Origin of the sequence: Frondihabitans sp. 4ASC-45, assembly GCF_049472575.1 — a bacterium.
In the GTDB taxonomy this organism is placed as follows: Bacteria; Actinomycetota; Actinomycetes; order Actinomycetales; family Microbacteriaceae; genus Frondihabitans.
The window spans coordinates 30266-45124 of sequence record NZ_JBCEBN010000015.1; the positions used below are offsets into that span (position 1 = coordinate 30266).

Annotated in this window: 16 protein-coding genes; 9 read left to right on the forward strand and 7 right to left on the reverse strand. The window is 65.0% G+C overall.

The features are described 5' to 3' along the window. The first annotated feature begins 323 nt into the window (after window positions 1–323). The 6 genes from VH571_RS16435 to VH571_RS16460 all read left to right on the forward strand — a co-directional run bounded on the left by VH571_RS16435 (window position 324) and on the right by VH571_RS16460 (window position 5743). Entirely contained in the window at window positions 324–824 is a 501-nt protein-coding gene (locus tag VH571_RS16435) for a hypothetical protein (protein WP_423265499.1), read from the forward strand. Further along, window positions 821–1996 carry a zinc-dependent alcohol dehydrogenase gene (locus tag VH571_RS16440; RefSeq protein ID WP_423265500.1) on the forward strand — a complete coding sequence of 392 codons (1176 nt, stop codon included), beginning with the start codon at window positions 821–823 and terminating at the stop codon, window positions 1994–1996. Before VH571_RS16435 ends, VH571_RS16440 begins: the two co-directional genes overlap by 4 nt. Before the next feature lie 114 nt (window positions 1997–2110). Further along, window positions 2111–3271 carry a glutathione-independent formaldehyde dehydrogenase gene (locus VH571_RS16445; RefSeq protein ID WP_194602132.1) on the forward strand — a complete coding sequence of 387 codons (1161 nt, stop codon included), beginning with the start codon at window positions 2111–2113 and terminating at the stop codon, window positions 3269–3271. Between the two features lie 57 nt (window positions 3272–3328). Continuing rightward, window positions 3329–3967, forward strand: a complete 639-nt coding sequence (locus VH571_RS16450) for a DUF1345 domain-containing protein (protein ID WP_423265501.1) — start codon at window positions 3329–3331, stop codon at window positions 3965–3967. A 171-nt stretch (window positions 3968–4138) separates the two neighbouring features. Continuing rightward, a complete protein-coding gene (locus VH571_RS16455) occupies window positions 4139–4462 on the forward strand; it encodes an ATP-dependent DNA ligase (RefSeq protein ID WP_423265502.1) in 324 nt (107 codons plus the stop codon). 327 nt (window positions 4463–4789) lie between these two features. Then, window positions 4790–5743: a helix-turn-helix domain-containing protein gene (locus tag VH571_RS16460; RefSeq protein WP_423265503.1), complete on the forward strand. Its 954-nt coding sequence runs from the start codon at window positions 4790–4792 to the stop codon at window positions 5741–5743. Between the two features lie 69 nt (window positions 5744–5812). Here VH571_RS16460 and VH571_RS16465 read toward each other — a convergent pair whose 3' ends face one another. Next, on the reverse strand, window positions 5813–6406 hold the full coding sequence (locus tag VH571_RS16465; RefSeq protein WP_423265504.1) for a TetR family transcriptional regulator: 594 nt from the start codon (window positions 6404–6406) through the stop codon (window positions 5813–5815). 56 nt (window positions 6407–6462) lie between these two features. Here VH571_RS16465 and VH571_RS16470 point away from each other — a divergent pair, with 56 nt between their 5' ends. Next, complete coding sequence (locus tag VH571_RS16470; RefSeq protein ID WP_423265505.1) at window positions 6463–7401, forward strand: NADPH-dependent F420 reductase; 939 nt, start codon at window positions 6463–6465, stop codon at window positions 7399–7401. 604 nt (window positions 7402–8005) lie between these two features. On the opposite strand, the gene VH571_RS16475 is transcribed toward VH571_RS16470, so the two are convergent. The 6 genes from VH571_RS16475 to VH571_RS16500 form a co-directional block, all read right to left on the reverse strand. Continuing rightward, a complete protein-coding gene (locus VH571_RS16475) occupies window positions 8006–8431 on the reverse strand; it encodes a hypothetical protein (RefSeq protein ID WP_423265506.1) in 426 nt (141 codons plus the stop codon). A gap of 137 nt (window positions 8432–8568) precedes the next feature. After that, the gene (locus VH571_RS16480; RefSeq protein ID WP_423265507.1) at window positions 8569–9666 is read right to left on the reverse strand and encodes a hypothetical protein; all 1098 of its coding nucleotides are present in this window, start codon (window positions 9664–9666) and stop codon (window positions 8569–8571) included. A 195-nt stretch (window positions 9667–9861) separates the two neighbouring features. Next, window positions 9862–10263 carry a DUF4259 domain-containing protein gene (locus VH571_RS16485; protein ID WP_423265508.1) on the reverse strand — a complete coding sequence of 134 codons (402 nt, stop codon included), beginning with the start codon at window positions 10261–10263 and terminating at the stop codon, window positions 9862–9864. Window positions 10264–10306: 43 nt separating this feature from the next. Beyond that, complete coding sequence (locus VH571_RS16490) at window positions 10307–10870, reverse strand: recombinase family protein (protein ID WP_423265509.1); 564 nt, start codon at window positions 10868–10870, stop codon at window positions 10307–10309. A 283-nt stretch (window positions 10871–11153) separates the two neighbouring features. After that, window positions 11154–12164, reverse strand: coding sequence for a saccharopine dehydrogenase family protein (locus VH571_RS16495; protein WP_423265510.1), 1011 nt, complete (start codon window positions 12162–12164; stop codon window positions 11154–11156). A 79-nt stretch (window positions 12165–12243) separates the two neighbouring features. Further along, a complete protein-coding gene (locus tag VH571_RS16500) occupies window positions 12244–12855 on the reverse strand; it encodes a TetR/AcrR family transcriptional regulator (protein ID WP_423265511.1) in 612 nt (203 codons plus the stop codon). A 101-nt stretch (window positions 12856–12956) separates the two neighbouring features. On the opposite strand from VH571_RS16500, the gene VH571_RS16505 reads away from it, so the two are divergent. Together VH571_RS16505 and VH571_RS16510 are read left to right on the forward strand one after the other, a co-directional pair. After that, a complete protein-coding gene (locus tag VH571_RS16505; protein WP_423265512.1) occupies window positions 12957–14018 on the forward strand; it encodes an aldo/keto reductase in 1062 nt (353 codons plus the stop codon). A gap of 87 nt (window positions 14019–14105) precedes the next feature. Further along, window positions 14106–14859 (forward strand): MFS transporter (locus VH571_RS16510; RefSeq protein WP_423265513.1); only part of this gene is annotated, 754 nt, incomplete at its 3' end.

Below are 14859 nucleotides of genomic sequence, written 5' to 3' on the forward strand. Positions count from 1 at the left end.
CCCTGCGGTCTCGGCTAGGCCCCCTTCTCTGGACACGGCCATATTGATGTCATGCGGAATAGCCCTTTGTTCGCGGACACGCTTCGCGCTTTTTACACCGATTTGTTACATGACTCGCGTTGTCGGGGTGGTGTCAAGAGCCAAAAAGATGTCTCACGGCACGGTCGGGTGCGTGCGCACACTGGGGGCGAACGGTCGGCAAGGTGGGCAGATCCAGGGCCCTGCTGCCCGCTCATCCATCTAGAGAACTGCGCACTCGCGCGAACCGAGGAGGTCGTAATGAACACCACCGATCAGCAGCGGGGCACCCCCGCTCCCCCGCCGTGGCGGGCCGCCTGATGGCCGGTCGCCTGACCGGTGCCGGGGCCGCCGGCGTCGCCGCCGTTGCCACCGCCGCCGCGGCCGTCGTCGTCGGACAACGACACCGCCGCCGCCCGGACGAGGGCGCCGGGTCACCGCGCGAGGCCCTGACGCGCTGGCAGGCCGTGACCGTCCTGGCCGACCCCAACGACGTGTACTCCGGCGGCCACAAGCCGCCGTTCCTGGCCGACCTCGGCGAGGACGTCGAGGTCGAAGTGCGTGCCGCCGCCGGCGACAAGGGCACCGAGCTGCGCGCCCGCCTCCGCCAGCCAGCCTCTTCTAAGAAGTCCGCCGACGAAGCCGCCAAGACCATCCGCATGGCACTCCGACGGGCGAAGCAGGTCATCGAGGCCGGCGAGGTGCTGCGTGTCGACCCCACGCCCCACGGAGAGCGGAAAGCCACCCCCACCGGCGCCGTCGTCGACCGGGCCACCGCGCACGCCGACGAGGAGGGACTGCTGTGAGGGCCCTCACCTGGACCGGCGTCAACGAGACCTCGGTCGAGACCGTCGACGACCCCGCGATCCTCAACGACCAGGACGTCATCGTCAGGGTCCAGCTCAGCACGACGTGCGGGTCCGACCTCCACCTGCTCGGCGGGTACATCCCCACTATGCGTTCGGGCGACGTCCTCGGCCACGAGTTCATGGGTGAGATCGTCGAGATCGGGTCGGCCGTCCGCAAGGGCAAGGTCGGCGACCGCGTCGTGGTCTGCTCGTTCGTCGCCTGCGGCCGGTGCTGGTACTGCACCCACGAGCTCTACTCGCTGTGCGACAACGGCAACCCCAACCCCGCCATCACCGAGACCCTCTGGGGCTCCCCCATCGGCGGGTGCTTCGCCTACAGCCACGCACTGGGCGGCTTCGCCGGCAGCCACGCCGACTACGTCCGGGTGCCCTACGGCGACCACGGCACCTTCCCCGTCCCCGACGGCGTCTCGGACGAAGCAGCACTGTTCGCCTCGGACGCGGCCCCCACCGGGTGGACCGGCGCCGACCTCGCCGGCATCACCCCCGGCGACACCGTCGCCGTCTGGGGTGCCGGCGGCGTCGGCCAGATGGCCGCCCGCGCGGCCATGCTGCTCGGGGCCGAGCAGGTCGTCGTCATCGACCAGCTGCCCGAACGCCTCCACCAGGTGCGGCAGCACGTCGGTGCCGAGACCCTCGACTTCGCGCAGGACGACGTCCTCGCCGAACTCAAGGAGCGCACCGGCGGCCGCGGCCCAGACGTCTGCATCGAGGCCGTCGGGATGGAAGCCGACGGCACCGGCGCCCAACACCTCTACGACCAGGTCAAACAGCAGCTGCGACTGCAGACCGACCGGCCGACCGCGCTGCGCGAGGCGATCTACGCCTGCCGCAAGGGCGGCAGCGTCTTCGCACTCGGCGTCTTCGCCGGGCTCGTCGACAAGTTCCCGCTCGGGGCCGTCATGAACAAGGGCCTTACCCTGCGGGGCGCCCAACAACACGGGCACCGCTACATCCCGATGATCCTCGACCGCATCGCGGCCGGCGAGCTCAGCACCGAGCACCTCGCCACCCACGTCCTCCCGCTCGAGCAGGGGCCCCAGGGCTACGAGATGTTCAAGACCAAGGACGACGGCTGCGTCCGCGCCGTCTTCCGCCCCGGCACCTGACATCGCGCCTCCCCGGCAACCCGCGCGCTCCTCCCGGCGTCCCGCCGCACCGCCCCGCCACCCGGCCCCGCACCTCCCCCACAAGCCCGCGTCACCGAAGAAAGGAAACAGATCATGAGAGCAGTCGTCTACGAGGGCCCGCGCAAGGTCTCGGTGAAGGACGTCCCGGACGCCCGCATCGAGCGCCCCACCGACGTCCTCGTCCGCATCACCAGCACGAACATCTGTGGTTCCGACCTGCACATGTACGAAGGTCGGACCGATTTCGAGACCGGCCGGTGGTTCGGTCACGAGAACCTCGGCCAGGTGGTCGAGGTCGGCTCGGCCGTCGACAAGGTGCAGGTCGGCGACTGGGTCGTCCTGCCGTTCAACGTGGCCTGTGGCCATTGCAAGAACTGCGAACGGGGCCTGACGAACTACTGCCTCACCGCCCAGCCCGAGCTCGCCTGGGCCGGTGCCGCCTTCGGGTTCGCCGACATGGGACCCTGGCCTGGCGGCCAGGCCGAATTGCTGCGGGTGCCGTGGGGCGACTTCAACTGCCTGCGGCTCGGCGAGGACGCCGAGGAGAAGCAGACCGACTACGTGATGCTCGCCGACATCTTCCCCACCGGTTACCACGCCACCGAGATGGCCCGCGTGAAGCCCGGCGACCAGACTGTGATCTACGGGGCCGGACCGGTCGGCGCCATGGCCGCGTACTCGGCGATCATCAAGGGCGCGAGCAGGGTCATGGTCGTCGACCGGCACCCCGACCGGCTCGCCGCAATCGAGGAGATCGGGGCGATCGCGATCGACGACTCGAAGGTCGACCCGGTCGAGGCTGTCCTCGACCTGACGATGGGCCTCGGGGCCGACAACGGCTGCGAGTGCGTCGGCTACCAGGCACACGACCCCGACGGCACCGAGCAGCCGAACCTGACCCTGAACCGGCTCGTGCAGTCCGTCCGCTTCACCGGCGACATCGGCGTCGTGGGCGTCTACGTGCCACAGGACCCGGGCGGTCCGGACGAGCTGGCGAAGCAGGGCGTCATCCCGTTCGACTACGGCCAGTTCTGGTTCCGCGGTCAGGCAATGGGCACCGGGCAGTGCCCGGTCAAGCGCTACAACCGGCCCCTGCGCGACCTCATCGCCGGCGGCAAGGCGACGCCGTCATGGATCGTCAGCCACGAGCTGTCCCTCGAGGAGGCCCCTCAGGCCTACGAGCACTTCGACGCCCGCGACGAGGGCTGGACGAAGGTCGTCCTGCACCCCGACGCCGTGCCGTCGGCCAGCTGATCCGACCGAACCCGACCCCGGACCGGACCGAACCGGCCCGAGAACCGAGGAGCCCCGATGGACGACCGCATCCTGTCCCCCCGACGGACGGGCCTCTACGTCGCCATCGGGGTCGCCGTCGGCGTGGGCGTCGGGCTGGCCGGTGCACCGATGCTGGCCCCCCTGGCGGCCTGGTGCACCGCCGGCCTCATCGCCCTGGTGCACGTCTGGCGGGCCTGCTGGCCACAGGACGCGGTCGGCACCGAGCGCCTCGCGAACGAGGAGTCCAGCTCGCGCCTCACCGACGACGCCCTGGTCGTGGCGTGCCTCGCGAGCGTCGGGGCCATGCTGCTGGCGCTCGTGCAGGCACGCGACGCCAGCGACCCCGTGTCGGTCGCCACCGTCGTCCTGGGCATCCTCGCCACGATGGTCGCCTGGGCTCTCGTGAACACGGTGTACGCGCTGAAGTACGCCCGGATCTACTACGTCGACCACGATCGCGATGGCTTCGACGTCAAGCAGGAGGCGCCTCCCACCTACAGCGACTTCGCCTACCTGGCCTTCACCATCGGCATGTCGTACTCGGCACCGGACGTCGAACCCGACGACACCCGCACCCGACGCACCGCACTCCCCCACGCCCTACTGTCGTACTTTTTCGGCACCGTCCTGATCGCCACCACCCTGAACCTGGTGACGAACCTGGCACAAACCTGACCGCAGCTCGGCCGAGAATCTGTCCCAGCACACAAAAAATGGGCCCCCTCGGACCCTTGCGGCAGCCCTACAGGTGTGGTTCCGTGACTCATCTCGGTTCCTGCTCACACAAGACCTGGGCTGTGTCGCTGGCCGCTGGGGTCCTGCGCACCCACGTGTAGAGGTGACACCATGGGCAGGTTCACGTATGACCGAGTGACTTCAGTCGAGTTCGACGACAGAATGCTGAGGCACTTCCAGATCGTCATTGGCATCAAGCTGCACCGTCACGAGTCGTTCTTCTTCTCGTGGCAGGACTACCAGTCGGCCGGCAAGAGCCGCACGTCGATCTGGGTGCACCCAGGGGCGCTGCTTCTTTTCAAGTACTACGGGTCCAAGACACCGCAGGTGAACCCTTCGTGGATACATTCGCTCGAGCTCGCCGCCAACAGCGGAGCGGGACTTGCCTGCGTCCCCGAACCCGACGGGCATCCCCACCAAAACCCGGTGCCCTGACACCAGGGCAACACCAATGAGCGGGAACCGCATCGACACAAGAGCCGTGTCCGAACACTCGCCGACCACGTCAGCGCTGATCACCAAGGACGACGTCTGTAGCAACCTCGAGGTTGGGGGGATAACGGTGGCCTTATCTGCCGACAGACAAGGCCACCGTTCATCGCGGCGGTGGTTAAGCGCTGCGGACTTTCACGGTAGAGCGAACCGCTCTTGGGCTGCTATCCCCCGCCCGCAGGCCTTGAGCCAGTTCGCGCGAGGCGAGAACGGCCGCCCGGCCGGTCTCAGTAAAATCGACTCATGACGGCGAGACCACAGGGGGCGTTCGTGTCCCACCCTGTCGCCTCAACCCACTCCGCCGACGAGGCCAAGGCCGTACTCAGTGACACATTCCTGCCGGTCGAGTTCCCTGCCCTCGCCGGGTCCGATGACCTTCACCTTGAACTCAATGCTCTAAAAACGGGCCGAATGACCTTTGGATTCATGCGTTTCGATCGGCCAATTCGCATCAGTACGGCGGAACCCGAGAACTACCACGTCGACATCCCCCTTCAAGGCAGGGCAGGACTTCGAGCGGCGCACGGCCACCACCTCGCAGTCGACCGTCACACAGCCGGTGTCTTCATGCCAGGCCGCGCCGTCGACCTCGACTGCGGGGACGACTTCGCGCAGGTCGCTCTCATGCTCTCGCGCGTTGACCTGCAAAACAAGATCGAGGAGCTGCTCGACTGGAAGACCCTGTCACCCGTTCAGTTCGACGGCGCTTTGGATCTCACCGCAGGCGGACGCACCCTTCTTCACACCGTGCGGATCATCAACGACGCTTCCCAAGACCAGAACGGGATGCTTCAGCATCCCCTGGCGGTCCACTCCCTAGAACAGGCCGTCATACACGCGCTTTTGTTCACTCATCAGCACAACCACTCGGACGCTCTGCGGGGACACGTGCAACGAGCCGGGCCCCGGGCAGTCCACGAAGCGGTTGCCCTCCTCCGAAATGACCCGGCTCGAGCCTGGACCGTTTCAGATCTCGCAGCGGCCTGCTCGACCAGCACGAGGAGCCTCCAAGAGGGATTCCGGAGAACCCACGACTCCACTCCTACGGCGTACCTCCGTCGTCTCCGCCTCGAGAAAGTCCACGAAGAACTTCTCAAGTCCAAACCCGGCATCTCCACCGTCAGCGAGACAGCAACTAAATGGGGCTTCACGCGCCTGGGCCGCTTCGCCTTGGCCTACTCGACACTCTTCGCAGAAAAACCTAGCGAAACATTGCGCGCTTGACACCCAGCCGGCCGTAACATAGCCGTGCATCCAAGCCACAGCCCAGATCCTCTTGTGACGGCCGGTACTTCAGCGAGTGGTTGCGATTGCCTGAAAAGTTTGATCCAGCAGGTCGTGCAGATCGGGTTCCCCGTCCCCTTCCAGCCAGGTACCGATGGCAACGCTCAGGCACTCGAGTGCAGCAGCGACGCGTGTGCGGAGCGCGAGGTTGTTCGTCGTTGATGTCTCGCCATCACTCGAGAGCCGTTCGGCCATGGGCGGACGCCAAGTTGCCTGCTTCTGGTGCAGTCTCGAGTACAGCGCAGGCGTCCGCCACACCAGTTGCATCCGTCGGAGCTGCTGGTCCGAACTGCTGAGAAAATCCGCGGCAGGGGTGAGGCTGCGTCTGAGGGCCTCCCACTCTGTGTCGCCGTGGCCAGAGGCGACACTTAGCGCATCAAGCATTGCTTTGAAAACAGTGTCGAAGACGAAAAGAACCACGTCCTCCTTGACAGCGAAGTACCGCAGGTAGGTGCTGCGGGACACCCCAGCCTCTGCAGCCAGAACATCGAAGGTGACCTTCTCGAACCCCCGATCGAGAAAAAGTGTCAGCGCGGACCTGGCCAGTTCTTTACGAATCGCGTTCCGGCCGATGTCGCGGGTGGCCGCCGCACGTCTTTCCATCGCATCACCGTATCGACATCAGGACTCGCTTGCATACGTGACTCTCAGAATCTACAGTGATACTGAGTGCCACTCCGGGCCAGTCGGGCGGCGTCATCACAACATCTGCGGCGCCCGCCGCAACCACCGAAGAGCACGACGACCTAAAAACCCACAGGAGCGACACCGTGAATCACGCCACCACATCCACTCCACGACGGGCGGGTCTGATCGGCGCAGGCAACGTCGGTACCGCGATTGCCACCCGCCTTGTCGACCTCGGATGGAACGTCGACGTCGCGAACTCTCGCGGCCCGCATACCCTCCACGACTTCGCACGCCTGACCGGCGCCCACGCCGTGACGATCGATGAGATCGGCCCCAACGTGGACCTCCTCATCCTCGCGATCCCACTGGCGAGTATTCCCGGGCTTCTGCACGTCATTCAACGCCTCGACCCAGACACAGTCGTGGTGGACACCGGAAACTATGTGCCTCCCCGTGACGGTTCGATTCAGGACGTCATCGACGGTCTGCCGGAGACTGCATGGGTTGCCGAGCAGCTCGGCATTCCCGTAGTGAAGGCCTTCAACAACATCGTCGCCGGAAGCCTCGCCACCGCGGGCACACCGGCCGGAACAACCAGCCGAGTGGCATTACCGGTGTGCGGCGACGATCCTCGAGCCCGCACGGTAGTCATGCAACTCGTAGAAGAGTTGGGGTTCACCGCATATGACGGTGGATCCCTCGACGCGTCCTGGCGTCAGCAACCGGGGCAGCCGGCGTACTGCACCAACCCGACGATCACCGAACTGGCGTCGTTACTGGAACGCGCCGACCGAGCCGCGGGACCTCGCCGACGCGACCAAGCTCTTAAAGTCGCCTTGAAACTGCCCGCAACGTTCCCCGCTGACGTACTCACGCGCGCTTCACGGTTCTCCTCGGGCCTGGACCGGTGGAAACCCGCTGCGTGGCTCGCCACCGCCCGGGTAGGGCTATCGCTACTCCGTCCCTAAATCCCGGTCGACTGCCCGATACTGCTGCTAAGCATGAACGTAAATGAGTCCTACCAGCACGCCCGTTAGCCCTGCGCTTTCTTTCGCCAAGCACCCCGGGCGCCTCACGAATGCCTGTGCCATTGTCCGAGGGCACGCCGCCCACAGCTCCGCGACAGCCGTCTAGTAGATCATTGTGGGCGGGACGGGTGATTGAGTCCCAGGCTGACTACGCAGGGTCAGGATGCGGACGTTGTGACGGCGTAGACGATGGTGGCAGTCATGATGAGCCCGGCCACGCAGAACGTTCTGATCGCTCGACGAGAAATAGACCGGCCTGCTCGGATGTCCCTGAGGGTGAGGACGATGGCGGCAATAGCCACCACGCATCCGACGGTGACTCCAATCAAGATCATTGCGCGCATCATCTGTCGACCATAATGGCCGGCAATCAGGTAACCGGATACGGTCCGCAACCGCGCCCAGTCCCGTCCGTTGGCCCATCGGCTATCGGCACGGGTGGCGGTCGCGTCGTCCGATCGGACATCGGCCGGAACGACGACCGCGACACTGACGGCGCGTCTACACAGACATAAATCGTGGCAAATCTCGAGTTGCCTGCGGCTTACTGGTTGTCGAGATCTTCGAACTGGGGTAGCCCCTGCGTAGAGGCGTCAGATTCTTCTTCACGGAACGCGTCCCAGAGGAGGTTCACCACGACGACGAGGGTGATGAAGATGTAGGAGAACGCCGCAACAGCAAGAGCACTAAGACCGACTTCGACAGCAATCACAACTCCTCGCGCGTCCGTAAGGTCCAAGTTGGCGAGCACGATCACGCAGGCGGTTGCTAGCAACGACACCAGCAGACACACGAGTATGTGCGCAACCGCCTCGTTGAGGGCTCTTATGCGGCTACCGGTGACGGCGGTTGGCCGTTGCAGCAGCCGTTCGCGCCAAGAGGCGATCTGACCAAATCCCGTCAACAATGCTCCGGCCAGAAGAGCTGTGCCAGCCAGCAGCTGATCGGCTCCGCCTAGGCGGATTCGCAAGAGTGCAACTGCGAGGCCGGCGGCTACTGGAACTCCAATGAGGATGCAGCGCGTCCAGTAGTCAGGCGACTCCGCAGCCGACGAGGTCCGCCGACGTCGAAGACCTTGCCACAGACCCGTAAGCAGAGGTCGAAGGTCTAGCCGTTGAGCCATTCCTCTACCTCGCTCACGCTGATCGGGCTGATATCCAGCCGTTCCTCCCGCATCACAATTTCGAGGCGGGGTGCGACTCGCGCGTAATAGAACGCCGTTGTCGGCGATCCGTCGGAGACGGGATAAGTGAAGACGTCGCGGAGTGTGTCCACCGCAATCGTGGTCGACTCTCCATCTCGATCTCGAACACTAATCGTCGCGTCGTCATAACGCGCCGCTTCCTCCTCTTCTAGGAGATCTTCAGCCTCGAGTAGGGCAGCAAGTTCAGCGACGCCTTCCGCTTGTGAGGCCGCCTGACCGGATCGCTGACGCCGTGCCCATCCCCGACCAGCCGTGCGAATGACTTCACGCCCCTTATCGTTCAGGAGCCGGATTTGCAATGTGCGCTCGTAAGGGTCCCGGGGACCGCCTCGGTCGGACTCGCCGATGCTTCGGAAGGTCGCATTGGCCGAGACTGCGGCCCCGATGATGCCGTCGATATACGAGTTGTCTGCGGCCTGCACAATATTGAAAAGCAGTCTTGTGTGGGATCGACGCTTCGGTGGCGTCTCTCCGTTCGCTACGGCTTCGCCGCGAGCAGCCTCTTCCTCCGCTTTGGCCGCCACCTTCTCGGCGGCGCTCTCCTTGGCCAACAGCGACATCAGCTTGCGGACCGGATCGCGGCGCCGGACTGCCTGCGCAACGACGACAAAACGAGACTCCTCGGACTGTGAGAACAAGAGAGTGATGTAGTGACTTGCCTCGGGGGACCAGTCATGGATGTCCTGAGATTGCTCGCCCGGTTTGGTGGCTCGAGTGTGGCTACCTGTTTCTCCTGTTTCCACGACGACGTGTACCAAGCCGTCACGGATGACTTCGGGATTGCCGACAGTCACCGACGAGGTTGGCTTCCGGGGCACCTCCTCGTCAGCCGGCTGTTGGGGTTGGACGAAGATCGTTCCGCGCTGGTGGAGCTTGTCGAGCATCCGTAGGACCGCGTCACGTGCGGAGGAACCTACTGATGTATCGAAAGGCACCTTCCCTTTGATCTGGTTGGGAAACGCTTCGACGATGTAAATCCGAAAACCGTGGGTACGTGGCATGACGCTGTCCTATTCGCAATTGAGACGCCGTCAGTGATGGATCCTCGACGTTGCCAGCGATGGTACAAGTTCCGGGACGCTTCCCCGACGTCCGAACCATAACCCCGGGCTCTGACACCCGAACTAGCAATCCGTAACCGATCTCGACAGTCGATCGGCTATCGCTGCACAGTTGCGGGGCCACTCATTCTCTGGTCATGCGTTGAGGGCCCCTAGTAAGCGGGAGATAGCGACGCGCCACTCAGAATCGCCTGCCTCAGCCCAGAGCTGCGCGAGCTCGCCGTCGTCACGAGCGGCAGCGTCGACCGCCAATACAGCCTGACGTGTCAAACGCTTGCTAGGCCTGGAGGCTCGACCAACGAACGTCTCGACGCTTTCGGTATAGACATCTGACTGCGTGGGGCGACCGAGGCCATGCGCCACGACCTCTGCGGCCGCGATCGCGGTACATGCGACGTCGCTATCCATGGGCGCCGAGCTACGCAGAGCCCTTGTCAGAGCTGCTTTGACGACGCCCCAACGCTTTTGACCGTCGAGCTCCCATGAGAAGTCCGCACCCGTGTCATTACCCAGTGGCTCAGCACTCCATGTCCCCATACGACCAAACTACGGGCTCGAACTGCTGAGCCTTCAACGCCGCTCAGTCGGCGCGTTGGATCGCGCGGTAGACCGTCGAGCGGGCGACACCGAACAGCTCGGCGATCTCGCTGGTGGTGTGCTCGCCCGTGCGGTGCAATAGCACGAGGTGCTTCTCCTGTGACGGGGTCAGCTTCGGTTTGCGGCCGCGGAGCTTGCCGGCGGCCTTGGCAATCGCCATGCCCTCACGCGTGCGAGCACGGATGAGGTCGGCCTCGAACTCGGCCACCATGCCGAGGACGTTGAACAGCAGCCGGCCGACGGGGTCGGTGGGGTCGTAGACCGCTCCCCCGAGGTTCAAGGCGACGCCCTTTTTCGTCAGCTCGTCCGCGATGTCTGTCGCGTCCCGGAGTGAACGGGCGAGGCGATCGAGCTTGGTGACGACCAGGACGTCGCCGGAGCGGCACGCGGCCAGCGCTTCGCGGAGACCGGGCCGGGCTCGAGTCGTGCCCGAGAGACCGTGGTCAACATAGACCTGCTGATCGTCAACACCGAGTGCTGCGAGACCGTCACGTTGTGCTGCGAGATCTTGTCCCGAAGTCGAGACGCGGGCATATCCAATGAGCATTCCACGACTGTAGCGTTTAGACCCCCGTCACCGGGCATTTTTGCGGGACAGGCATACGCGAATCCGCAGGCCAGACGCCACTTGATCCCAGCCGGCTGAGACAAGCCCGAGAAGGCGTCCCGATGAGCGACCGGCTAACGGGCACGCGGAAACAGTCGCCTTTACGGCTGAGAGGATGCACCCTGGGACGTAATGCGCACGGTGGGTGACTGGCCTTTCACAGGACAGCGGCCCCCGCGCGCACTCCGAGCAAGGGCCGACACCGTCTGTCAATGAGCACGACCTACAGGTCGATGAAGCGGCTGTCCCCGATTCCCTCAAGTAGAGAGGGGCCGTATGCCGACGCGGGGGTTTGGAAGCCCGGAGTGAAATCGCCCGCGATGATCCGGGAAGCGATCTCGACGGCGGCGAGCTGGGTGAACCCGTAGCCGGTCGGGGTGTCGACCAGGCCCGCGGCGGTAGAGCCGTCGCGGCCGGTGACCTTCGCGTAGACGCGAGCTCGGCCGATGGCCCGGTCGGCGGCGTCGGGGCCGTCGGGCAGTTGGCTGCCGGGGGCGGTAGTGGGGATGGGGATGCCGCCGGCGACGTAGACCTCGATCTCCGGAATTCCGGTCGAGTGCCAGCCGGTGACCAGGTCGCCCATCGGGGCCAGCCCGACTTCCTCGGATCCTTCGCCGAAGTCGATCGACCGGGTCGGCGAGTCGTCACGGGTCGTGATGGTGCCACCGGAGCGCACGGAACCGGCGAAGGGCGCGAACCCGAGGGCGCTCGTCATGGAGCCCTTGGAGAAGAGCAGCGGGATCCGCTCACCGGGAGTGCCGACGAAAAGCTTGAGCGCGATGACAAGGGAGACAGGATCGGTCACGCGAGCCGCGGTCCGTGCGGCGAGGGTGTCGCTAGGGACAACGTCCCACCCGGTGCCGCTCATGACCATGACGCCCGCCTTCTTCGCCTGCCCGTCTGCGGCCTCCGAGCGGAGGAATGTGCCCAGTTCTGCGGTCGTGTCGAGGTAGTGCGCCTTGACATAGAGGGCTGCGTCCAGGAGCGGCCCCGACGTGACCGAGAAGGGCCCCGCAACGTTGAGGACGACACTGACGCCCAGCACACCCTCGCGGGTTTTCTCTTCGCTCGACAGGTCGAAGACGCGGGCCTCGAGACCGAGCTCGTCGGCGAGCAGCTTTACTTTCGCTGCGTCTCGACCAGCCACGATCGGGTTCATGCCGCGCTGCACGGCCTCACGGGTGATCAGTTGCCCGGTGTAGCCGGTTGCTCCGTAGATCAGGAAATTCGTCATCATCGCTCTTTCTGTAGTGATTACTACTGAAAAGGGTTCGCGGCGATGCTTTATTCCGAATCGAATGAAGTCGGGCGGCTCAGCGGGAGATCAGGGCCCGAAGGGCGATCTCAACGACGCCGCGCAGTTCGGCCCGACCCGCTCCGTCGGCGGCACGGACGGCAATGCCATTGCTGATGCTGACGAGGTACTCCGCGATGCCGGCCGGGGTCATGCCTGCCAGGTCGAACCCTTCAGCATCGCGGCCTTGCTCGATCCGGGTGGTAAGTCTTTTGTATCCGGTGTCACGGGCTCTTGAGACGAACTCTCGGATCTCGTTACCGGCGGGACTGAGTCCTGTTTTGGAGCCGCCGATCTGCACGGACATGCAGCCGTGGGGCCTGCCCTCGCGGGTCATGGCGTCGACGGCATCGAAGAGGTAGTTGCGGAACACGTCGGAAAGGCGGTCCTGCTCGAGGGCTCTAACGGCATAGGCCATATCGATGGTGAGATAGCGGGTAAAAGCGCGCTCGAACAGCTCTCTTTTGCTTCCGAACGCCGCATACAGACTCGTCGCAGTGATGGCCATCGCCGCGGTCAGTTCGGCAATGCTCGCCCCGTCGTACCCTTCGCGCCAGAAGACGTCGATGGCACGGTCGAGCGCTATGTCGACGTCGAATCCTCGCGGACGCCCTCGGGTGATGACCGTCATGGCCGGCTTCCTCTCGTGGACTCCGAGCTTAATCCGCGAATACGGAATAGAACCACGCACACCCGGCTTTCGGTAGTGATTGCTACAGAAAGTGAGCTTCCATGACCTCCATGCGTTACACCAGCTTTGGCCGCCGTACGGGCCTCCGCGTCTCCGAATTGGCCCTCGGCACCGGCAACTTCGGAACCGCCTGGGCCAGCGGGGCCGACATGACCGATTCCCGAGCCATCTTCGACCGGTTCGCGGAGGCCGGCGGGACCTTCCTCGACACCGCAGCCATGTACCAGGGCGGCCAGTCTGAGTCGATGCTCGGCGACATGCTCACCTCGACCCGCGACGACTTCGTGGTCTCGTCGAAGTACGGGCTCGGTAATCCCGAGAAGAACAGCCGCACCACCAACGGTGTCTCCCGGAAGGCGATGATCGCTTCCGTCGAGGCGAGCCTTCGTCGCCTCGGGACCGACTACCTCGACATCTTCTGGGTCCACTTCCCCGACGCGTTCACCCCGACCGACGAGATCCTCCGCGGCCTCGACGACCTGGTCCGCGCCGGCAAGATCCACCACGGCGCCTTGTCGAACTTCCCCGCGTGGCGTATCGCCCTGGCCGCCAAGGAGGCCGACCTTCGTAGCTGGGCCCCGATCGTCGCCATCCAGACGGAGTACAGCCTCGCCGAACGCGGCGCCGAGAACGAGTTGCTCCCGATGGCAGAAGCCCTCGGCCTTGGAGTGAACCTCTGGTCACCGCTCGCGGGCGGGCTCCTAACCGGCAAGTACCGCGACGGTGCCGAGGGCCGAAAGACCGACCCCAGCCGCTGGGTCGCCGACACCTCGGCCCAGACGACTGCCGTCATCGACACCGTCCTCCAGGTCGCTGCCGAGACCGGTGCCAGTGCCGCCCAGGTCTCCATGGCGTGGCTCCGGGAGCGCGGCAACCGCTCCGTGACCGCAGTCGTGCCGATCATTGGACCACGCACGATGGCGCAGCTCGAGGACTACCTCGGCGCCCTCGATGTGGAACTCACCCGCGACCAATACCAGCGGCTGGACGACGTCAGCGCACCCGGTGGTGAGATCTCAGCCGAGATCAACGAGATGACCCGCGGCGCCATGCTCGACGGCGAACCCGACCGGTTCATCCTCCCGACCACGCCTGTGGTCTGACCCGTACTTCACCTCGGCTCCGCCGGACAGCACACAGATCGGCCTGCTGTCCGGCGGTTCTTCCTCGTCATCATTTGAAGGCTCACCATGTCTCGTAGCCATTCCACCGCCCTTGCCACCGCCGCGATCCTCACTCTCCAGTTTATGTTCGCCCTCGACTCGCAGGTGATGACCGTGGCCCTCCCGAGCATCCAGGACGACCTCGGCCTCAGTGCCGCGGGCCTGTCCTGGATTCCGAACGGGTACGCCATCGCTTTCGGCGGACTCATTCTCCTCGGCAGTCGCCTGGGCGACCGATTCGGACGAGTCGGACTCTTCGCAGTGGGAGCGGGCCTGTTCGTGGTGGCGTCCCTCGTAGGAGGACTGGCCCCGACCTCGGGCATCTTGATCGGAGCGCGAGTCGTTCAGGGCCTCGGCGCCGCCCTGGCCGCCCCAAGTGTTCTCGCCCTGATCTCGACAATGGCGCTCACCCCTGCGGCACGCACCCGCGGCCTGGCGATGTTCACCGTCATGTCCGCGATCGGTGCGTCTTTCGGTCTTATCCTCGGAGGCGTCCTGACGGACCTCGCCTCGTGGCGGTGGGGGCTGCTGGTCAACGTGCCCATCGGCATCCTGGTCATCGCCGTTGTAACCCGGCAAGTGAAGAACCAGACCCACCCGCAAGCTGGCCGCTTCGACGTTCCGGGCGCCCTCTTCGCAACAGTCTCGTCGGTGACTCTGGTCTGGGCTTTCCTCTACACCGCCGACCACGGCTGGGCCGACCTAAGAACGGCGATCCTGTTCGTCGCCGCAGCCCTGCTCATCACACTTCTCATCATCGTCGAACGACGCTCTGCCAGCC